Genomic DNA, 19,392 nt, shown 5'->3' with positions numbered 1-19,392 from the left:
CATTCTTTAGCGCCGCTCTTAGAAAGTTTAGCCCTTACTCGGCCTCAGACGGGTCTGAGATAGCTCTCGGTGAGCTCCGTCCAGAAAGCCGCGCCGATCGGCAGCAGGTCGTCGTTGAAGTTGAAGCCGGGATGATGCAGCGGCTTTGCCTGGTCCGACGCCTTGGCGCCGAGGAAGAAGTAGCTGCCGGGGCGCTCCTTCAGCATGTAGGCGAAATCTTCGCTGCCCATGAACGGTCGCGGCAGATCGACCACCTTGTCGGCACCGGCGAAGCGGGTGGCGAGATCACGCAGCAGGTCGGTTTCGGCCTTGTGGTTGATGGTGGCGTCGTAGCTGCGCCGGTAGTCGACCGTCGCGGTCATCGCGTAGCTTTCAGCCTGGCGCTCGGCGATCAGGCGGATGCGACGTTCCAGCTCGTCGCGGACGCCAGGATCGAAGGAGCGGATGCCGACGACGATTTCGGCCCGCTCCGGGATGATGTTGCTGGCCGAGCCGCCGTGGAAGGAGCCCACGGTGACGACGGTCGGGTCAAGCGGATGGATGTTGCGCGATACGATCGACTGCAGCGCCATGATGATCGAAGCGCCGGTGACAATCGGATCGGCGGTCTCCTGCGGCTCGGCGCCATGCCCGCCCCGACCGTTGACCGTGATGCGCGCCTCGTCGACGGCGGCCATGATCGGGCCTTCGCGCAGGGCGAACTGGCCGAAGGGCAGGCCCGGCTCGTTGTGAAGCGCAAAAACGGCATCGCACGGGAAGCGGTCGAACAGGCCTTCCTCGACCATGATCTTCGCGCCGCCGAAATTCTCCTCCGCCGGCTGGAAGATCAGGTGCACCGTGCCGTCGAAGTTCTTCCGTTCCGCAATGGCGCGCGCCGCGCCGAGCAGCATGGCCGTGTGGCCGTCGTGGCCGCAGGCGTGCATCAGGCCGGGCGTCTTGCTGGCGTAGGGCAGGCCGGTTTCCTCGAAGATCGGCAGCGCATCGATGTCGGCACGAATGCCGATCGATTTGCGGCTGGTGCCGTTCGAGAGCGTCGCCACCAGGCCGGTCTTCGCCAGTCCGCGCGTCACCTTGTAGCCGTAGCTTTCGAGATGCCGTGCGATCACGTCCGAGGTGCGCACCTCCTCCAGCCCGAGTTCTGGATGGGCGTGCAGGTCGTGGCGGATGGCGACCAGTTCCGGGATGGCATTGGTGAGGGAAGCGCGAATGTTCATGTCAGGCACCACGGGTTGGAATCTTGTTTTCGAGATAGCGGAACCCCACAACGAGGATCGCTGTCAAGCAAAGGTAGATGAGTGCAAGCAGGAGCAGGGGCTCGTAGGTCAGGTAGGTCATCTGCCGGATCTTTGAGATCACGGCGTAGACGTCGATGACGGTGATGGTGGCGACCAACGGGGTTGATTTCAGCTGCAGCACCGTCTCGCCGTTCAACGTCGGCAGTGCCCGGTGGATTGCGCGCGGGAGCCAGATGCGGCGGAAGACCTTCCAGCGGCTCATGCCGTAGGCGCGGGCCGCCTCCAGTTCGCCCGCGGGCACGCCGGCGAAGGCGCCGCGCATCACCTCGCCCTCGTAGGCGGCGAACGAGATCGTCAGGGCGGCGAGGCCATAGGGCCATGCCTCGCGCAGATAGGGCCAGAGGAAGGAGTCCCGGATGGCCGGAAACTGGGGAAACAGCGAACCCAGGCCGTAATAGAGCAGCCAGAGCTGGAGCAGTAGCGGCGTGCCGCGGATGATCGTGCAGAAGCCCTTCGCGAGCATCTTCAGCGGCCAGGGGCCGGTGACCTGCACGAGACCGATGGGAAGGGCGAAGAGAAAGCCGAGAATGCAGGTGCTGAAAAGCATCAGCAGCGTGACGCCGACGCCTCCCAGGAGCCGACCGCCATACTCCGGCACCCAGTCCCAGCGCATGAACCAGACGACGCAGAAGACCATGATCGCCGCGATTGCCATCAGCGCGATCCGGTGCGGCTTGAAGAAGCTTTGCCGGTTCGGCAGTTCGGTGAGCGCCATGGCGTCGATCGTGCTGCCCTCGCTCATCATGCTGTCGCCACCATGCCGCGCCGCGCGCGGGCTTCAATAATGCGGATGATCACGTTCGAAACGAGCGTAAGGGTGAGATAGAGGGCGCCGGCGGCGCAGAAGAAGAGCAGGTAGGCCTTGGTGCTGCCGGCCGCCTGGCGCGTCACGAGCGTCAGCTCGCTGAAGCCGACGACGGCGAGAAGGGCGGTATCCTTCGTCGCGATCAGCCAGAGATTGGACAGGCCGGGAATGGCATGCGGCAGCATGGCGGGCAGCGTCACACGCCGCATGATCTGGGCGGGCGACATGCCGAAGGCGCGGGCAGCCTCGATCTGCCCGGCCGGCACGGCCTTGATCGCCCCGCGCAGCACCTCGGTCGAATAGGCGCCCTGCACGACGCCGATGACGAAGATGCCGGCGGCAAGCCCGCTGATGTCGACGGGGCCGTAGCCGATCGCCGACATCAGCTGGTTCAGAAGATCCGTTCCCGCATAGTAGAGAAGCAGGATCAGCACCAGTTCCGGGATAGCCCGCACGAGGGTCGTGTAGACCTCGAGCAGATCCTTCAGCACGGGTCCGCCATAGAGCTTGCCGAAGGCACCGCCGGTTCCGAGCGTGAGCCCGAGTGCATAGCCACCGACCGCGATCTTAATCGAATTGAGCAGCCCCCCAAGAAGCACGCCGCCCCAGCCGGGCGGGTCCAGCGCCAGAAGGCTCCAATTGATCAAACTACCGGGATCGGTCGCCATGAACCTTGTATCCGTTTGAATCCGACCGGTCGCCCGGCCGAAGAGTCATTGAAAGTAATAGCCAGGAAGCCGTGCCGCGCTTCCCGCGGCACGGCTCGAGACGGATCATTCGCCGTAGATGTCGAAGCTGAAGTAATTCTTCGTGAACTCTGCGTAGGTGCCGTTGTCTCGGATCGCCTTGATTGCCGCGTTGAGCTTGGCCTTCAGTTCATCCTCGCCCTTGCGGAGGCCGATGCCGGTGCCGACGCCCAGGATCGCCGGATCGTCCTTGACCACGCCCTTCATCTCGCAACAGGCCTTGCCTTCCTCCGTCTTCAGGAAGTCCTCGAGCGGGATCAGGTCGGCCTGGATGGCGTCGATGCGCCCGGCGACCAGATCCTGGTTCGCCTCGTCCTGTGTCTGGTAGATCTTCACGGTCGAGCCATTGCCGCTGAAGTACGTGTTTGCGTAGACTTCCTGCGTGGTCGACACCTGGACGCCGATCGTCTTGCCGGCGAGACCTTCCGGCGTGGGTTCGAACGCCACGCCCTTCGTGCCGATCACGCCGCTCGGCGTCTTGTAGTACCGGTCGGTGAAGTCGATGGTCTTCATGCGTTCTTCGGTGATCGTCATCGAGCCGATGATGACGTCGATCTTTTTCGACGTGAGCGCCGGAATGATGCCGTCCCAGGCAACCGGGGTCAGGACGCAGTCGAGCTTGGCCTCGGCGCAGAGGGCCTTTTGAAAATCGATCTCCCAGCCTTGCCAATTGCCTGTTGCGTCCGGCGATGTGAACGGCGGATACGGTTCGGCCGCCAAGCCGACCTTGATTGTTTCCGCGGCGGCGCCGCCCGCAGCAATGATGCCGAGCGCGGTAGCCATCGCCAGGATTTTCGCAGTCTTTTTCATGCTGTTCCCTTGGTTTTTTAGCAATTCAAAGATCACGGGACTGGCGCGCTTCTCCCGACGCGCGCCAGCCGCGGTGATCAGTCGCCGTACACGTCGAAGTCGAAGTACTTCTTGGTGATCGTATCATAGGCGCCGCTTGCACGGATCGCCTTGATCGCGGCGTTCAGCTTGTCCTTCAGTTCGGTTTCGCCCTTGCGCATACCGACGCCGACGCCGGCACCGAGGATCGCCGGGTCATCCTTGACGAGACCCTTGAGCTCGCAGCAGTCCTTGCCCTGATCGGTTTTCAGGAAGTCGCTGAGGGCGATGGAGTCGGCCTGGACGGCGTCCAGACGGCCGGCGGCCAGGTCATTGTTGGCTTCGTCCTGGGTCTGGTATTCCTTCAGCGTCGACGTCGCGCCGAAGTAGTGGTTGGCGTAGGCCTGGTGAATGGTCGCGACCTGGACGCCGATGGTCTTGCCGGCCAGGCTTTCCGGAGTGGCGTCGAAGGCCACGCCCTTCGGCCCGATCACGCCGGTGGGCGTGTTGTAGTATTTGTCGGAGAAGTCGATCGTCTTCTGGCGTTCGGCGGTGATCGACATCGAGCTCATGATCATGTCGATCTTGCCGGAGGTGAGCGCCGGGATGATCCCGTCCCAGGCGACCGGGGTCAGCACGCACTCGAGCTTGGCCTCGGCGCAGACCGCATTCATGAAGTCGACTTCCCAACCTTCCCACTTGCCGGCGGCATCAGGCGCGGTGAACGGCGGATAGGGCTCGGCGGCAACGCCGACCTTCAGTTCAGCGGCGGCTGCGCCGGTGATGCCGGCTAGGCCTACGACGGCGGCCAGCGCGAGCGTTTTCAATGCAGTCTTCATGCTTTTTCCCCTCTGTTGGTTATTTATACTTTCAGTGGATGGAGCTGATAAACTTCTTCAATCGTTCCGATTTCGGTGCGCCGAAGATCTCTTCGGGCGGGCCCTGCTCCTCGATCACACCATTGGCGAGAAAGACGATGTGGTTGGCCACGTTGCGGGCGAACTTCATCTCGTGCGTCACGAGGATCATCGTGCGCTTTTCCTTCGCCAGGTCGCCGATAACGGTCAGCACCTCTCCCACCAGTTCCGGATCGAGTGCCGACGTTGGCTCGTCGAAGAGCATGACATGCGGCTGGACGGCGAGCGCCCGGGCGATGGCGGCGCGCTGCTGTTGGCCGCCGGAGAGGAACGCGGGATAGGCGTCGCGCTTTTCGAACAGGCCGACGCGGCGAAGGATCGCCTCGGCGCGCTCCACCGCCTTGGCCTTCTGCTCGCCCAGAACATGGACGGGCGCCTCGATGACGTTTTCGAGGATCGTCATGTGCTGCCAGAGATTGAAGCTTTGGAACACCATTCCCAGGCGCGAGCGGATGCGCTGCACCTGCTTGCGGTCGGCCGGCATGAGGCCGCCATGGCCGTCTTTTTTCATTGCGATCGTTTCGCCGTGGATCGTCACGGATCCGGCGCTGGGGAGTTCCAGCATGTTGATGCAGCGAAGCAAGGTGGACTTGCCCGAACCAGACCCGCCGATGATGGCGATCACGTCGCCTTCTCGTGCCGTGAGCGAAACCCCCTTGAGGACCTCGAGCGGTCCGAAGCGCTTGTGCAGGTTTTCGACTGCGATTGCCTCGGCGCGATCCGTCATCGGACAGATTTCTCCGCGCGGCAGAACACGGCATCACTCATGCGCATTTCTTCCCCTGTTTTTCTTCGCACACCGTGCCGTTGCAGCCGGTGGCTCTTGTTCGTGCGGGCATCTTCGGCTCGTCACGTCCTTCCATTGACACCATCGTTGCACTTGTGGCGTAATTGTTCAAGCGTATAATAACCCGCGTCGCCGACTTTTTGTTTGGTGCCGCCAAAACACCTTTTCGGTCAAAGGAGTAGCTCATGTCCGCGTTCGGTTCCCAGGAAATGTCGGCCCCGCTCTTGCGTGTGCTGATGCGCCGTCCCGGCCCGAGCCTGGTCGCCGCCGATCCGGTCAAATGGCACTACGGGCCGACTTTCGACGGACAGAAGGCGGTGCGCCAGTATGCGGAATTCACTCGGCTCGTGGAAAAGTCGGGGACGGAGATCATCTGGCTCGAAGATTCCGCCGACGGGCTCGCCGATGCGATGTTCACGCACGACCCCTCACTGATGTCCGACCACGGCGCGATCATCCTGCGTATGGGCAAGCCGCTTCGGGCGAACGAGACCGAACTGCACGAGAAGGCCTATGCCGAACGGCAGATCCCCATTCTTGGGCGGATCGAGGCCCCGGGCACGGTCGAGGGCGGCGACTGCATCTGGCTCGATACGAAGACGCTCGTCGTCGGCCGGGGCGTGCGCACCAATCAGGAGGGTATCGACCAGTTGACGAGCATGCTTGCGCCGCATGGTATCTCGGTGCTGGCCTATGACCTCCCGCTCTGGCAGGGCGAGGAGGCGTGCCTGCATTTGATGAGCGTGATGAGCCCGCTTGCCGGCGACCTCGCACTCGTCTTCGCGCCGCTCCTGCCGGCAGCGTTCTATCAGCTTCTCAAAAAGCGTGGCATTCGCCTGATCGAGGCACCGGCCGACGAGTTCCATGCCAGCAACGGGCTTAGCCTCAACGTTCTTCCGACCCGGCCGAACGAGGTCATCATGGTTGCCGGCTTTCCCAAGACGAAGGCGGCGATGGAGGCTGCCGGCTGCACGGTCGAAACCTTCGAGGCCGACGCGCTCTGCATCGCCTGCGAGGGCGGCCCGACTTGCCTGACGCGGCCTGTCCTCAGGCGGGCTGCATGACGAGACGCCCCTTTCATCGCGCGCCCGAAAGTGAACGCCGCCACGATCTGATCGAGGCGACGCTGGACTGCATCGCCGAATCCGGCTTGCAGGGCGCGACGGTGCGCCAGATCGCCATCAAGGCCGGCGTGACGGCCGGGCTGATCCGGCACTATTTTTCCTCCAAGGAGCACATTCTCCACGAGGCCTATCGGGTGGTGATCGCCCGGCTGACGGAAAAAGCTGAGCGCGTGACCGGCGACCCGGAGGAGCGGCTGCGCTCGTTCATCGTCATCAACCTGACGGAGCCGGTTGCGAACAGCCGCAGCCTGTCGCTCTGGGCCTCGTTCATCAGCCAGGTGAGCGTCGACCCGATGCTTTCGGCCATCCACCGCGAGGGCTATCTCAGTTTCCGCGATGCGCTGGAGGGGCTGCTTGCCGACTTCCTCGCGAACAAGGGGCAGGATGCCAGCCCGGCGCGCTGTCGGGCGCTTGCCATCGCGATAAACGGACTGCTCGACGGTCTCTGGTTGGAAGGCTGCCTGGCGGGAGATCTTTTCGAGGAAAGCGAACTGGTGAAAATCGCACTCGCCTCCGTCGAGGCGTTGCTGGGTGTGCCGATCGGGTTGCCGAAGGCAATTGACTAGAAATGGAGAGGACGACGATGCGCTATGCATCCATCACGGATCGGCTGGCAAGCCTGGGCTCAGAGAAATGGGCAGTGCACTCGGAGGCACGCCGCCGCAAGGAGAAGGGCGAGCCGATCATCGAATTGACGATCGGCGAACCCGATATGCCTCCGCACGAGAGCCTCCTGGCCGAAGCGACGCGGGCGATGCATGCCGGTCGCTACCGCTATTCCAATGGCCGGGGCGAGCCGTCGGTGGTCGAGGCACTGGTTCGCAAGTACAAAAAGCGCCGCGCCGATGTAACGAGCGCAAACGTGCTCTGCTTTCCCGGCACGCAGACGGCTCTCTTCGTCGTCATGCTCGGGCTTGTCGAGAAGGGTGACGGGGTGTTGGTCGGTGACCCGCTCTACGCGACCTACGAAGGGGTGATCCGCGCCACCGGCGCAGATCAGGTGACGGTGCCGCTGAGTGCGGAAAAGGGCTTTCACATGCAGGCGGAGGACCTCGAGCGGGCGATCACGCCGCAATGCCGCGTGCTGCTGCTCAACACGCCGCACAATCCCACCGGAGCGGTGCTGACCGCCGCCGAGATCGCGGCGATCGGCGAAGTCTGCCGCAAGCACGATCTCTGGATCGTTTGCGACGAGGTTTACGAGGAACTGGTGTTTTCCGGCGGCTTCGCCTCGCCCTTCGACAGTCCCGACCTCGCCGAGCGCACGATCGTCTGCTCGTCAATCTCGAAGTCGCATGCCGCCCCCGGGTTCCGCAGCGGCTGGGCGATCGGACCGGAGGAGTTCACCAACCGGCTGCTCTCCGTTTCCGAGACGATGCTCTTCGGCACGCAGCCCTTCATCGCCGACATGACCGCCTTTGCGCTAGACAATCCAATCGACACCTCTGCGCGCATGCGGAAATCCTACAAGAGCCGGGCCGAGCGGATTGTGACGGTTCTGTCCGAGGCGCCCGGGTTGGTTCCGGTGATGCCGGAGGCCGGCATGTTCATCGTCGTCGACGTCTCCGGGACGGGCATGAGCGGTGAGGAATTTGCATGGGCCCTGCTGGATGAGGAGCAGGTCGCGGTCATGCCCGGAGCCTCCTTCGGAGACAGGGCGGCCGACTTTATCCGCATCAGCTTGACGGTGCCGAATGACCAGATTGAAGAGGCCAGCCGGCGGATTTCCGCCCTGGCGATGCGATCGAACTGCAGGAAGGAAAAGCGGGCATGACGAGTTCCATCACGAGACCAAAGACAGTCGGCGAGGCGATGGTCGATCTCCTCGAGGCGAACGGCGTCGAGGTGGTCTTCGGCATTCCCGGCGTGCACACGGTCGAACTTTATCGAGGCCTTGCCACCTCCAAGATTCGCCATATCACGCCGCGTCATGAGCAGGGCGCAGGCTTCATGGCCGATGGCTACGCCCGCGTGACGGGCAAGCCCGGCGTGGCGCTCGTCATCACCGGCCCGGGCCTGACCAATACGATCACGGCCATGGCGCAGGCCCGCCAGGATTCGGTGCCGATGCTGGTGATCTCCGGCGTCAACCGCCGCAACTCGCTCGGCCATGGTCGCGGTCTGCTGCACGAACTGCCGGACCAGGCAGCGATGATGAAGAGCTTTGCCCTTTATTCGCACACGCTGGTCGATCCCGCCGACCTGCCCGCGGTGATCGCGCAGGCCTTTTCGATCATGGGTTCGGCACGGCCGGGTCCGGTCCACATCGAAATCCCAACGGATGTGATGCCGCTTCCGGCCGGCGACTACATGCCGAAGGCAACCCGAGCGGCGCGCCCCAGTGCGGATACCGCGACGCTGGCGGAACTGGCCGCCCTGTGCAACCAGGCAAGACGCGTCGTGCTGATGTGCGGTGGCGGCGCCGCCTCGGCGGACAAGGCGGTTACGGCGCTGGCCGAAAAACTGGACGCACCGGTCGTCCTGACGACGAATGCCCGTGGCATGCTGTCCGGCCATCCGCTGCGAGTACCCGCAAGTCCAAGTCTGAAGGCGCCCCGGGCGCTGATCGCGGATGCCGACCTCGTCATCGGTCTCGGGACGGAGATGGGGCAGACGGACTACGACATGTATGCCAACGACGCCTTCCCGGCACTGAAGAAATTCGTGCGGGTCGATATCGACGCCCAGCAACTGGCGCGGGAGCCCCGGGCGGACCTGCCGGTTCTGTCGACGGTGCAATCGGCCATCGATGGACTGCTGCCCTTGCTGTCTGCGCACAGCGCCGAGGGCGCACAGCTGGCTCGCAATGCGCGCGAGGGCGCCTGGAGCGAGCTTTCGCCGAAGATCCAGACGGAGATCGGTGTGATCGGTATGATCTACAAGGCGCTGCCAGATGCGGTTGTCGTTGGCGATTCCACCCAGGCCGTCTATGCCGGTAACATCTACCTCGACGTCGCGCGACCGATGAGCTGGTTCAACGCCGCGACCGGATTCGGTGCGCTTGGCTACGGCGCGCCGGCAGCGGTGGGGGCAGCGATCGGCGCTCCCGACCGTCCAGTCGTCTGCCTCACCGGCGACGGCGGCTTCCAGTTCTCGCTGGCAGAAATCGGCTCTGCGGCGGATGCCGGTGCAAAGGTCATCTTCCTCGTGTGGAACAACGACGGCTACCAGGAGATCGAAAACTACATGGTCGAAAACGGGATCGAGCCGGAAGGCGTGAAGCCTTCGGCGCCCGACTTCCTGGACATCGCCAAGGCCTACGGGGTTCCGTCCGTCCGGCTCTCGGATGTCGCGGAATTTGGTCCTGCATTGCAGGCGGCCGCACGCCGCAACGGCCCGAGCCTGATCGAGATCCACCAGACACGAACCAGAGGCGCGACCGCCTGAATTCGCGTCGGGCGAGCGGCGACGCGAGTTGCCGCTCGCCTTCGCCCACTGTAGCTTTCCGGTCGGGCAGGCTTTGTGCAGGCTTACCGATTGGTGGGAGAGTTGCGGGATGGGCAAGAACGGAAACGGCCTCCACGCCAGGACGGAGCGATGTGCCGTCTGCGGCGAACTGTTTGCTGCTGGCAGGCTTTACCACGCTTCCTCCATACGACCCGGCATTTCGGAGCTGATCGCCAGAGACGTGAAGGATTGGAATGCCGATAGCCGTATCTGCGGCCCGGACCTGTCGTCGTACCGCCGTCGCTACGTGGCCGACCTTCTCGAACAGGAGCGCGGCGAACTAAGCGATCTGGACCGTCAGGTGCTGGAGAGCTTCGAGAAGGGCGCCTCCTCCGTTCACGCCACTGCTGCAAGCGCGGTGAGGAAGGACCTCGAAGCGGAAACCTTCGGACAGCGGGCCGCGGACAACGTTGCCGCGTTTGGCGGTTCCTGGACGTTCATCATCGCCTTCTGCGCGGTGTTGGTCGGCTGGATGACGATCAACGTGACAGGGTTGCTGGTCGGCGGGTTTGACCCCTATCCCTTTATCCTGCTCAATCTTGTTCTTTCCTGTGTGGCCGCCTTCCAGGCGCCGGTCATCATGATGAGCCAGAAACGCCAGGAGGCGAAGGATCGCCGGCGCTCGGAAAACGACTACATGATCAACCTTCGCGCCGAACTCGAGATTCGTCAGCTGCACGACATGATCGATCACCAGATGGCCCATCAGTGGGAGCGCCTGGCGGAGCTGCAACAGATCCAGATCGAGCTTCTCGAGGGTCGACAACAGGGGAAGCGCGACTGAGCGCACCGACGCGCACGACCTCTATCAGGAGCGGATCGCCTGCCAGAAGGCTTCCACGATCGGCCGGCCCGCCGCGGCGTGGCGGTAGATGCGGATCTGCGTTTCGAGGTCCCAGGCGGGGTCATCGCTCGCCCGTATCAGGCTTCCATCCGCCAGTTCCTGGCGGATGAGGCTCTCCGGCAGCCAGGCGAGCCCCCAGCCGGCCAGCGCCATCGTCTTCAGGCCGATGGAGATCGTGTTCTCGTGGACGATCCGTCGCGTGAACGCAGGCCGTGCTGCAAAGAGCTTCGCCAATGCGACCCCGAAGAACGAGAAGTCGCCGTAGCTCAGATAGGGAATCGGTTCTCCGCTTCTGATTGCCGCGTCAAGCGTCTGAACGCCGGCGTCAGGACGGCAGACTGGAATGACCCGTTCCGTCCCAAGTACGCGGTAGGGAAAAAGCTTTGAATCCAGCAGAAATGGCACGGCGGGGTGGGCATAGGTGAGGAGGAAATCCGCCTCTCCATCCACCAGCGTGCCGATATTCTCCTCGATCCCACCCTTGTCGGGGCTGAGGCGGGAGCGAATGCTGCTCAGCCCCTTGGCCACGGTGTTGAGCCACTCCGGGAAGAACGTCACCGTCAGCGTGTGGAGCGCCGAAAAGGTGAGTGTCTGGTCGTTCTTGTGTGGGCGGAGCGCATCGCGGGTCGCGTAGAAATTCCGGATCGTTTCCTGTGCGACCGGCAGGAATGCCCTTCCTTCGCGGGTCAGCTCGGCAGGAAAGGTCGCGCGGCTGACGAGCGTCACACCGAGCCACACCTCAAGCTGTTTTATCCGTCGGCTGAACGCCGACTGCGTGACGTTGCGCTCTTCCGCGGCTCGCGAAAAGCTGAGTGTCTGAGCGAGAGTCGTGAAATCCTCGAGCCATTTCAGTTCCATGGGCGCCGCTCTCCTCGTGCGGATGTGTCTTCCTATCAAAGTGCCGGAATTGAGCCTATGCAAAAAATGCATAAATCTTGAAAAACAAAGCATTGGCCAGGCAAAGGCCTTTTCCATAGCGTTCGGCCCGCGAGCTTTTCATCTCAATTTACCGAGGTTTTCGCCTTGACCAGGACCGTTTATGTGAACGGGCAGTACCTGCCCGAACACGCTGCACAGATTTCGATTTTCGATCGCGGTTTCCTTTTTGCCGACGGCATTTACGAGGTGAGCGCAGTCATCGACGGCCGACTCGTCGACAACGACCTGCACCTTGCCCGCCTGGAGCGGTCGCTCAGGGAAATCATGATTCCGCTGCCGCTGCCGGTCGCCGAGATCATGAAGGTCCAGGCTGAACTGATCCGCCGCAACGAACTGCGCGAGGGCGTTGTCTACCTGCAGGTGACGCGTGGAGCGGCGGACCGCGACTTCGGCTTCGCCGACGGCATGCAGCCGACCTTCGTTGCCTTCACCCAGGCGAAGAACCTGCGCGGTGCCGCATCGGTGCAAAATGGCGTCGCTGTCGACGTGATCGAAGACCAGCGCTGGGCGCGCCGGGACATCAAGACCGTGATGCTGCTCGCACAGGTGTTGGCCAAGAAGCAGGCGAAGGCCAAGGGCTTCCACGAGACCTGGCTGGTGGAAGACGGCTTCGTCACCGAAGGGGCCTCTTCGACCGCCTATATCGTTACCGCCGACGGCAAGATCGTCGTCCGGCCGAACTCCCATGCCGTCCTGCCCGGCTGCACGCGGCAGGCCATTCTGAAAATTGCGGAAGACCTGGATGCTCTAATCGAGGAGCGCCGGTTCACGGTCGAGGAAGCCTATCAGGCCAGGGAAGCCTTCCTCACCAGCGCGTCCAGCCTTGTGACCCCGGTCATAAGAATAGCGGATCGCACGATTGCGGACGGCAAGCCCGGTCCGATCACGCGCCGCCTCCAGACCGTCTATCTCGAGCTCGCCCTGAAGAACTCCGAGCCGCTCATCTAGACGCCAATCCTCTCAAGCAAACGACCATAAAGGAAGGGAACCATGACCATCTCCAAGATCACGAAACGCGTTGCGACCGGCGCACTGCTCGCCGCCTCGCTGGCGCTTTCCGCCGGCACGGCAATGGCTTCGGAAGGCTACGGCGATTGCCCGCTGACCGGCCAGAAGGGCACCGCTTCGATCACCCCGGCCGTTCCGGGCCAGTTCACCGTCATCATCAACCTGCCGGCCGTCGGCCAGTTCAACGGCGACACGCCCGAGACGATCAAGGACGGCTTCGAGTTCTGCATGGCGGTCAACATCGCCCACCGCCTCGGCCTCGACAAGGTCAAGCTGGTCAACGCCTCGTTTGATTCGATCGTTGCCGGCCAGAACAGGGAATTCGACATCGCGCTGGCGCTGATCTCGGTCACCGAGCCGCGCAAGAAGGTCGTCGATTTCTCCATGCCCTATGCCTCCTCCGACTACGGCATCGCCGCCAAGGCCGGCTCGACGCTGAACGAAGAGACGATCAAGACGAGCCACATGGGTACCCAGGCCGGCACGACGATGATCCCGTTCCTGCAGGAGACGCTGAAGGTCGCACAGGTCGACGTGTTCGACGACACCGGCTCGATGTTCACCGCCGCCGCAGCCGGCAAGGTCGATGCGGTCATGACCGACCTCGGCATCGTTCTCGGTCAGGTTGCCAATTCGAACGGCAAGCTCGTCACGCTCGGCAAATACTCCACCGGCGGCCAGACGGCCGGCATCTACCAGAAGGGCTCGTCCAACAACCCGGTCATCGACAAGGTCATGGAAGAGCTGAAGGCCGACGGCACGCTGAAGCAGCTGGAAAAGGCCTATCTGCTGGAATCCTTCGGCGGCGTTTCGCCGGACGATGTTCCGGCCTGGAAGCAGTAATCGAGAATAGAGAGACCCCATGACCATATCGGCTGTCGAAGCCGGGGGAGAGCGCGCCAACAACTGGCGCGCTCGCAACCAGGTGAAAACCCATGGCAGGCGCGCCCTCGTGGTGCTGATCTGCTCGATCCTCACGCTTCTGGCCGTTGTCTACACGGTCCATTCCATCCGTGACTACGTCCTGGTTCAGGGCTGGTCGGCAATGCCGGTCAATCTGGTCTCGATCCTTGCGGTCATCTTGCCTGTCGTCGTGACCGGTGTGGCGCTGCGGGCCGTATCATTGTCGCGACAGTCGGCACGCTCCTCGGACATCTATCTTGGTCGCGAGCTTGGCGCGAAAGCGTCCGACACCTCGTGGAAAGCGCTCGCCTATGCTGCTTCGTTGCTGATCATCTGTGCCGCCGCCGGGTTCCTTGTCGTCAATGACGCGGCGGTAAGCCGGACCTTCTTCGACGTCGGGCTGATTGCGAAATCCGCTGGCGCCGTGCTGAAGGCCTTCGGCACCAACGTCTTCATCTTCGTCGTTTCCTGTATCCTGATCCTGGTTTGGGCATTGGTCGTGGCGATCGCCCGCACCTTGCCGGGCGAGGCGGGCAGGCCGATCCGCACCATCGCCATCATCTATGGCGATCTGTTCCGTGGCCTGCCGGCGATCATCACGATTTACCTGATCGGTTTCGGCCTGCCGTTGACCGGACTGCCGATCCTGAAGGATCTTTCGTCCAACGCCTATGCGATCATCGCGCTGACGCTGACCTACGGCGCCTACACGTCCGAGGTCTATCGCGCCGGCATCGAGAGTATTCACCCGAGCCAGATCGCCGCCGCCCGCTCCCTCGGCCTCTCCTACTTCAGGACGATGCGCTATGTCGTCGTGCCGCAGGCCGTGCGTGGCATCGTGCCGCCGCTGATGAACAACTGCATCAGTTTGCAGAAGGATACGGCACTGGTCGCCATCATCGGCACGATCGACGCCTTCAACCAGTCGAAGATCATCGCCAGCAACTATTTCAACCTGTCCGCCGTCACGACGGTCGCGATCATCTTCATCGTTATCACCATCCCGCAGGCCCGTTTCGTCGACAAGCTGATCGAACGCGACCGCCGCAAGATGCGTTCGTGAGCCGGCAGGTAAGGAATTCAGAGACATGGCACTCGTCGAAATCGACAAGGCATACAAGCGCTACGGACCCGTCGAGGTTCTGGCCGGCATCTCGCTGGATATCGAGGAACATCAGGTCGTCTGCCTGATCGGCCCGTCCGGCTGCGGCAAGTCCACGCTGCTTCGCTGCATCAACCGCCTGGAGACGATCCAGGAAGGGGAAATTCGCCTGCACGGCGACCGGGTCACGGGTCCCGGCGTCGATCTTGACATGCTGCGGCGCGAGATCGGCATCGTCTTCCAGGGTTACAACCTTTTCCCGCACATGAGCGTGATGGAAAACGTCACCCTCGCGCCGCTGAAAGTGCTCGGCATGGGCAGGAAAGAGGCTGTCGAGAAGGGCAAGGAGCTGCTTGCCCGTATCGGCCTCGATCACAAGGCAAGTGAGTATCCCGATCGCCTCTCCGGTGGCCAGCAGCAGCGCGTGGCAATCGTCCGCGCACTGATGATGGACCCGACCTTGCTCCTGCTCGACGAGATCACCTCGGCGCTCGACCCGGAACTGGTCTCCGAAGTGCTGGACATCGTCCGCGATCTTGCCAAGAAGGGCATGACGATGGTGCTCGCCACCCACGAAATGGGCTTTGCCCGTGAGGTGGCCGACAAGGTCTGCTTCCTGCAGGGCGGCGTTGTCTATGAGGAAGGTCCTCCGTCGCAGATCTTCGGCCAGCCGCAAGGCGAACGCACGCAGGCTTTCCTGAAGCGGATCATCGAGGCGGGCCGGCTTTGATCCGTTGGGTGGCGGGCGAACGTCCGGGCCGATAAGGTTTGGCCCGGGTCTCGGCCGCCTCGCCTCGGTCGGTGAAGCCGGCACCATTCGAGACAGTAGAGCAGAAGGGAAGATGTCATGTCGATGGCAGCACGCAATCTCGGAATCGTCTGCGGCATCCTGCCGACCGGCGAGAAGAACGCCATTACCGACGTGCCGGGCGTCCGAGTCGGCCACCACACGATCCGTGAGGGCGATGTAAACACCGGCGTGACTGCGATCCTGCCGCATGGCGGCAACCTGTTCCGCAAGAAGGTGCTGGCGGCCAGCGAGGTGATCAACGGCTTCGGCAAGTCCGCGGGCCTCGTGCAGGTCGATGAGCTCGGCACGATCGAAACGCCGATCCTGATGACCAACACGCTCTCGGTCGGCACCTGCGTCACGGCGCTGGTGCGTGAGGCGATTGCGGCTAATCCGGACGTCGGCCGCACCACCTCGACCGTCAATGCCGTCGTGGGCGAATGCAACGACGGTCCGCTGAACGACATCCAGGCGCTGGCCGTGACCGAGGAACACGTTCGCTCGGCGCTGGCAGATGCGCATTCAGGCGAGGTCGCCGAAGGCAGCGTCGGTGCGGGCACCGGCATGACCTGCTTCGGCTTCAAGGGCGGGATCGGTACGTCCTCGCGCCGAATGGTGCTTGACGATCGGGACTTTCACCTGGGCGTGCTCGTGCTGTCCAACTTCGGCCGTGTCGGTGACCTCGTGCTGCCGGACGGCCGCCGTCCCGACCCGCGCGCGAAGCAGGAGGCGGAGAAGGGGTCGATCATGATCGTGCTCGCCACGGACGTGCCGATGGAACACCGCCAATTGAAGCGCGTGACGCGGCGGTGTGGCGCCGGTATCGCGCGGCTTGGGGCCTTCTGGGGGCACGGCAGCGGCGATATCGCGATCGGTTTCACGACCGGGGTTAGCGTTGATCACGACGAGTCGAGGGACCTTTTCCCGATCACCGCGCTGAACGAGGATCGGATCGACATGCTCTTTCGCGCCGCCACCGAGGCGACGCAAGAGGCCATCCTGAACTCGTTGTGTGCGGCCGAAGCCTTTCGGGGAAGGGGCGGAACCAAGCGGCCGTCGCTCGCGGACTGGCTGCGCCAGCAGAGCTGATCCGGCTTCGAAAAAAGCCGGCGGGCGAACCCGCCGGAGTTTTGCTCGGTCTCCATTCCGAGCAGGTGCAGTGACAAGCACCAGGTAAATGACGGTTGAAAGGCCCGATTTGTTCCCGGCATCATCCGAAATGATGACGTTTGTCGGCGTGCTTTCCGTATCGAGGCACTTGGCATGCGAACGCTCGCGTGCATGACGCTGCGTCATACTCGCGTGAATGGTCAGGTGTCTTGGCGCAAGCAACCGATGATGCGTTGAAAACCTTTGTTTTGGCGGTACCCTTCAATTGCACTCTGTGCGCGTGCTGGGGCGCCCAAGCGCCTTGCTCATGAACTTTCCCAATCGGATCCGCCCGGTCGATCGCTTTGCGTCCCACGGCTCGAACGAATGGAAACTCGAATTAAGCGTGCTTCCGAACTCCAATCTTCCGGGCCATCCAATCGTCCCGAAGGTTGGTAGATCCGCTGAACACTGCGGAAGGAGACGTCGACGCGATGCCCAAGAACGCGAGGTCTGGTGTGAGCGGCCTCGACGTGGGTGCGTTCCTCATCTGTGCAGCGTTTGCGGCCGGACTTGCCCTCCTAATTGCGGCGCGATCTTCGTCCGATCTTGTCTTCATTCTGCCGATCGACCGGCAGATTGATGTTCACTCCGCGCAGGCGTTGAAGGTCCGTATTGCCGACCTGAGTGTGCTGGACGAGGACTTCGGCGCATCGTTGCGCAAGAAGGGCGGCGAAGACTTGGCGCTGTCGCTTGAAATCGACAGGGCCGAAAAGCTGGTCACGGTCAAACCTCTGTCGCCCCTGGAAGGGGCGAGCGAATATACTCTTTGTCTGTCGCGTGTATGGCAGAGGTCCGTCTTCCGAGAGATGCTCGAAGATTGGTTGCCGAGCGCCAGTTGCACCTCGTTCACGACTCGTGCCGTTGCAGCGGGAATCCATCACGACGGTGCAGCCGGCCTGATCGTCGTTGGAACGGACAACACCTACGCCTCCTACTACGAGGAGATTTTGAAGGCTGAAGGGCTCAACCTCTTTGATTCGGTATCGCTGGAGCGTTTCGATACCGGCTTGCTGAAGCATTATTCGACGGTCGTTCTGGCCAATTCTTCCCTCCTGTCTGCGCAGGTTGCGTCGCTGGTCGAATGGGTGAGGGCAGGAGGAAGCCTGGTCATGATGCGGCCGGACAATGACCTCCTTGCCCTGATGTGCCTGGAAAAAGACGGGACATTGCTTCACGACGCCTACTTGCGTGCGACCCCGGACCTCGAGGCGGTCAAGACGTTCGCGACCCGACCGCTGCAAGTCCATGGCGAGATCGACCGGTTGAAACCACGGACATCATGCGAGGCAAAACCGGTTGCGGCGGGCGGCGGTGGCGTATCGGAGGAAGCACCACGCACGGTTGCCGCCCTGTCTGTGGGGGCTTCTTCGCCGTCTCTGGCACCGGCCATTGCCATGCTGCGTATGGGCCGGGGCACCTTGACGGCGTTCTCATATGACCTCGCCCGCTCCATTGCCTATACCCGTCAGGGAAACCCCGACTGGGCGGGCCAGGACAGGGACGGCCAGGCGCCGCGCCGTCCAAACGACCTGTTCTATCCGGACTATCTCGATCGCGAACTGATCGGCGTGCCGCAGGCGGACGAGCATCAGCGTTTGTTCGCCAACATCGTCCTCTCGACGACGGCGATGCCGCTTCCCCGCTTCTGGTATCTGCCTGGAGACCGCCGCGCTGCCATCGTCATGGTTGGCGACGATCACGCCACCCGCGATGCGACGGCGACCCTGCTTGCAAAGCTTGTTGAACTCAGCCCGCCGAACTGCAGCCTAAAGGGTTGGGCGTGCTTGCGTGCGACGGCATTGTTGACGCCGGAGACTGAGATGGCGCCTGCGCTCGTCAAGACCTACCACGATCAGGGTTTCGAGTTTGGGGTGCATGTGAACACGAAGTGCAAAAACGCCGACACGGAGGAGTTTGAAGAGCTGCTGCGCCGGCAGGTGAGCGAATTCAGGGCCAGGTATCCTTTCCTCGGAAGGCAGCAAGTCGAGCGCTTTCACTGCATCGTCTGGAACGGCTGGACAGAGTCGGCCGAGCTGGAGGTCGAGGCCGGGATCCGCTTCGACATGAACTATTACAACTGGCCGCCCGCGTGGCTCGAAGGACGCCCCGGTTTCATGACCGGGTCGGCCTTGCCAATGCCGTTCGTGACGGAGGACGGAACCGTTCTCGACGTCTATCAGGCGGCGACCCAACTGGTAAATGAAGACCAGGTCCCCCATCCATTGGGTGTCCGGACGATGATCGAACGGGCACTCGGCGCCGATCAGTTCTTCGGCGCCTTTGTCACCCACTATGACTATTCCGACGACTACGCCGACATACTGGTCGACGAGGCGAGGCGGCACAACGTGCCGCTGATTTCAGCCGAACAATTGCTGGCTTGGGTCGATGGTCGCAACCGCTCCCGTTTCGCCGACCTGAACTGGCGAGACGGCGTGCTGCACTTCAGTCAGCGTGTCGCAAGGGGGGCCGAAGACGCCTTCGTGCACCTGCCCCTGCACGCGACGGGGGGACAATTGCGTGCCGTCCGCTGCAATGGTCAGCAGATCGCCTTCAATATGCAGGATATCAAGGGGCTGCCGGTTGCCACCTTCCCCGCCCGCGCAGGCGACTGTACGGCGACCTATGGCGGCGGCCGGGCAAGTTGAAGGCTGTCGCGGTCTTCAGATCCGCTTACCGCGCCGTTCCGGGGGGCGGACGCCGAG

At 62.9% G+C, this 19,392-nt stretch carries 18 protein-coding genes; 11 read left to right on the top strand and 7 right to left on the bottom strand.

Annotated elements, in window-relative coordinates:
* Nucleotides 1-44: 44 nt before the first annotated feature.
* The 6 genes from AC1DDS_RS19255 to AC1DDS_RS19230 form a co-directional block, all read right to left on the bottom strand.
* The gene (locus AC1DDS_RS19255; protein ID WP_310411261.1) at nt 45-1,214 is read right to left on the bottom strand and encodes a M20 aminoacylase family protein; all 1,170 of its coding nucleotides are present in this window, start codon (nt 1,212-1,214) and stop codon (nt 45-47) included.
* 1 nt (nt 1,215) lies between these two features.
* On the bottom strand, nt 1,216-2,037 hold the full coding sequence (locus AC1DDS_RS19250) for an ABC transporter permease subunit (RefSeq protein WP_477480342.1): 822 nt from the start codon (nt 2,035-2,037) through the stop codon (nt 1,216-1,218).
* Entirely contained in the window at nt 2,037-2,768 is a 732-nt protein-coding gene (locus AC1DDS_RS19245) for an ABC transporter permease (protein ID WP_310411255.1), read from the bottom strand. The genes AC1DDS_RS19250 and AC1DDS_RS19245 overlap by 1 nt, the downstream gene beginning before the upstream one ends.
* A 105-nt stretch (nt 2,769-2,873) precedes the next feature.
* The gene (locus tag AC1DDS_RS19240; protein ID WP_477480341.1) at nt 2,874-3,656 is read right to left on the bottom strand and encodes a transporter substrate-binding domain-containing protein; all 783 of its coding nucleotides are present in this window, start codon (nt 3,654-3,656) and stop codon (nt 2,874-2,876) included.
* Between the two features lie 77 nt (nt 3,657-3,733).
* A complete protein-coding gene (locus AC1DDS_RS19235) occupies nt 3,734-4,513 on the bottom strand; it encodes a transporter substrate-binding domain-containing protein (protein ID WP_477480340.1) in 780 nt (259 codons plus the stop codon).
* Nucleotides 4,514-4,544: 31 nt separating this feature from the next.
* On the bottom strand, nt 4,545-5,318 hold the full coding sequence (locus AC1DDS_RS19230; protein ID WP_310411246.1) for an ABC transporter ATP-binding protein: 774 nt from the start codon (nt 5,316-5,318) through the stop codon (nt 4,545-4,547).
* Between the two features lie 245 nt (nt 5,319-5,563).
* Between AC1DDS_RS19230 and AC1DDS_RS19225 the strand changes: the two genes are divergently transcribed.
* From AC1DDS_RS19225 to AC1DDS_RS19205, 5 genes are all read left to right on the top strand, one after another.
* Nucleotides 5,564-6,442 carry a dimethylarginine dimethylaminohydrolase family protein gene (locus tag AC1DDS_RS19225; RefSeq protein ID WP_477480339.1) on the top strand — a complete coding sequence of 293 codons (879 nt, stop codon included), beginning with the start codon at nt 5,564-5,566 and terminating at the stop codon, nt 6,440-6,442.
* Complete coding sequence (locus AC1DDS_RS19220; RefSeq protein ID WP_477480338.1) at nt 6,439-7,068, top strand: TetR family transcriptional regulator C-terminal domain-containing protein; 630 nt, start codon at nt 6,439-6,441, stop codon at nt 7,066-7,068. The genes AC1DDS_RS19225 and AC1DDS_RS19220 overlap by 4 nt, the downstream gene beginning before the upstream one ends.
* Before the next feature lie 17 nt (nt 7,069-7,085).
* Nucleotides 7,086-8,276, top strand: a complete 1,191-nt coding sequence (locus tag AC1DDS_RS19215; RefSeq protein WP_477480337.1) for a pyridoxal phosphate-dependent aminotransferase — start codon at nt 7,086-7,088, stop codon at nt 8,274-8,276.
* Nucleotides 8,273-9,889, top strand: a complete 1,617-nt coding sequence (locus AC1DDS_RS19210) for a 5-guanidino-2-oxopentanoate decarboxylase (RefSeq protein WP_477480336.1) — start codon at nt 8,273-8,275, stop codon at nt 9,887-9,889. The genes AC1DDS_RS19215 and AC1DDS_RS19210 overlap by 4 nt, the downstream gene beginning before the upstream one ends.
* Before the next feature lie 109 nt (nt 9,890-9,998).
* Nucleotides 9,999-10,733 carry a DUF1003 domain-containing protein gene (locus AC1DDS_RS19205; protein ID WP_477480335.1) on the top strand — a complete coding sequence of 245 codons (735 nt, stop codon included), beginning with the start codon at nt 9,999-10,001 and terminating at the stop codon, nt 10,731-10,733.
* Nucleotides 10,734-10,757: 24 nt separating this feature from the next.
* On the opposite strand, the gene AC1DDS_RS19200 is transcribed toward AC1DDS_RS19205, so the two are convergent.
* Nucleotides 10,758-11,651, bottom strand: a complete 894-nt coding sequence (locus AC1DDS_RS19200; RefSeq protein ID WP_477480334.1) for a LysR family transcriptional regulator — start codon at nt 11,649-11,651, stop codon at nt 10,758-10,760.
* Nucleotides 11,652-11,816: 165 nt separating this feature from the next.
* Here AC1DDS_RS19200 and AC1DDS_RS19195 point away from each other — a divergent pair, with 165 nt between their 5' ends.
* The 6 genes from AC1DDS_RS19195 to AC1DDS_RS19170 all read left to right on the top strand — a co-directional run bounded on the left by AC1DDS_RS19195 (nt 11,817) and on the right by AC1DDS_RS19170 (nt 19,335).
* A complete protein-coding gene (locus tag AC1DDS_RS19195) occupies nt 11,817-12,680 on the top strand; it encodes a D-amino-acid transaminase (RefSeq protein WP_477480333.1) in 864 nt (287 codons plus the stop codon).
* A gap of 42 nt (nt 12,681-12,722) precedes the next feature.
* Entirely contained in the window at nt 12,723-13,583 is an 861-nt protein-coding gene (locus AC1DDS_RS19190) for an ABC transporter substrate-binding protein (RefSeq protein ID WP_310411222.1), read from the top strand.
* Nucleotides 13,584-13,602: 19 nt separating this feature from the next.
* Nucleotides 13,603-14,706 (top strand): amino acid ABC transporter permease, encoded by a 1,104-nt coding sequence (locus AC1DDS_RS19185; RefSeq protein ID WP_477480332.1) that lies wholly within the window; start codon nt 13,603-13,605, stop codon nt 14,704-14,706.
* 25 nt (nt 14,707-14,731) lie between these two features.
* Complete coding sequence (locus AC1DDS_RS19180; RefSeq protein WP_477480331.1) at nt 14,732-15,475, top strand: amino acid ABC transporter ATP-binding protein; 744 nt, start codon at nt 14,732-14,734, stop codon at nt 15,473-15,475.
* 117 nt (nt 15,476-15,592) lie between these two features.
* Nucleotides 15,593-16,624 carry a DmpA family aminopeptidase gene (locus tag AC1DDS_RS19175; protein WP_477480330.1) on the top strand — a complete coding sequence of 344 codons (1,032 nt, stop codon included), beginning with the start codon at nt 15,593-15,595 and terminating at the stop codon, nt 16,622-16,624.
* Between the two features lie 494 nt (nt 16,625-17,118).
* Nucleotides 17,119-19,335: a hypothetical protein gene (locus tag AC1DDS_RS19170; RefSeq protein ID WP_477480329.1), complete on the top strand. Its 2,217-nt coding sequence runs from the start codon at nt 17,119-17,121 to the stop codon at nt 19,333-19,335.
* Nucleotides 19,336-19,392 lie beyond the last annotated feature (57 nt).

This window comes from Mycoplana sp. 10N416 (assembly GCF_056394765.1).
The sequence above is the reverse complement of the archived record's forward strand: the minus strand, read 5'-3'. Positions and strand labels throughout refer to the sequence as shown.

Excerpts from the sequence above, each read along its gene's own strand:
- AC1DDS_RS19205 (WP_477480335.1), top strand. The coding sequence starts at position 9,999 with ATGGGCAAGAACGGAAACGGCCTCCACGCCAGGACGGAGCGATGTGCC.
- AC1DDS_RS19200 (WP_477480334.1), bottom strand. The coding sequence starts at position 11,651 with ATGGAACTGAAATGGCTCGAGGATTTCACGACTCTCGCTCAGACACTC.
- AC1DDS_RS19240 (WP_477480341.1), bottom strand. The coding sequence starts at position 3,656 with ATGAAAAAGACTGCGAAAATCCTGGCGATGGCTACCGCGCTCGGCATC.
- AC1DDS_RS19245 (WP_310411255.1), bottom strand. The coding sequence starts at position 2,768 with ATGGCGACCGATCCCGGTAGTTTGATCAATTGGAGCCTTCTGGCGCTG.
- AC1DDS_RS19250 (WP_477480342.1), bottom strand. The coding sequence starts at position 2,037 with ATGAGCGAGGGCAGCACGATCGACGCCATGGCGCTCACCGAACTGCCG.
- AC1DDS_RS19170 (WP_477480329.1), top strand. The coding sequence starts at position 17,119 with ATGCCCAAGAACGCGAGGTCTGGTGTGAGCGGCCTCGACGTGGGTGCG.
- AC1DDS_RS19175 (WP_477480330.1), top strand. The coding sequence starts at position 15,593 with ATGTCGATGGCAGCACGCAATCTCGGAATCGTCTGCGGCATCCTGCCG.
- AC1DDS_RS19190 (WP_310411222.1), top strand. The coding sequence starts at position 12,723 with ATGACCATCTCCAAGATCACGAAACGCGTTGCGACCGGCGCACTGCTC.
- AC1DDS_RS19230 (WP_310411246.1), bottom strand. The coding sequence starts at position 5,318 with ATGACGGATCGCGCCGAGGCAATCGCAGTCGAAAACCTGCACAAGCGC.
- AC1DDS_RS19235 (WP_477480340.1), bottom strand. The coding sequence starts at position 4,513 with ATGAAGACTGCATTGAAAACGCTCGCGCTGGCCGCCGTCGTAGGCCTA.
- AC1DDS_RS19215 (WP_477480337.1), top strand. The coding sequence starts at position 7,086 with ATGCGCTATGCATCCATCACGGATCGGCTGGCAAGCCTGGGCTCAGAG.
- AC1DDS_RS19180 (WP_477480331.1), top strand. The coding sequence starts at position 14,732 with ATGGCACTCGTCGAAATCGACAAGGCATACAAGCGCTACGGACCCGTC.
- AC1DDS_RS19185 (WP_477480332.1), top strand. The coding sequence starts at position 13,603 with ATGACCATATCGGCTGTCGAAGCCGGGGGAGAGCGCGCCAACAACTGG.
- AC1DDS_RS19255 (WP_310411261.1), bottom strand. The coding sequence starts at position 1,214 with ATGAACATTCGCGCTTCCCTCACCAATGCCATCCCGGAACTGGTCGCC.
- AC1DDS_RS19210 (WP_477480336.1), top strand. The coding sequence starts at position 8,273 with ATGACGAGTTCCATCACGAGACCAAAGACAGTCGGCGAGGCGATGGTC.
- AC1DDS_RS19220 (WP_477480338.1), top strand. The coding sequence starts at position 6,439 with ATGACGAGACGCCCCTTTCATCGCGCGCCCGAAAGTGAACGCCGCCAC.
- AC1DDS_RS19225 (WP_477480339.1), top strand. The coding sequence starts at position 5,564 with ATGTCCGCGTTCGGTTCCCAGGAAATGTCGGCCCCGCTCTTGCGTGTG.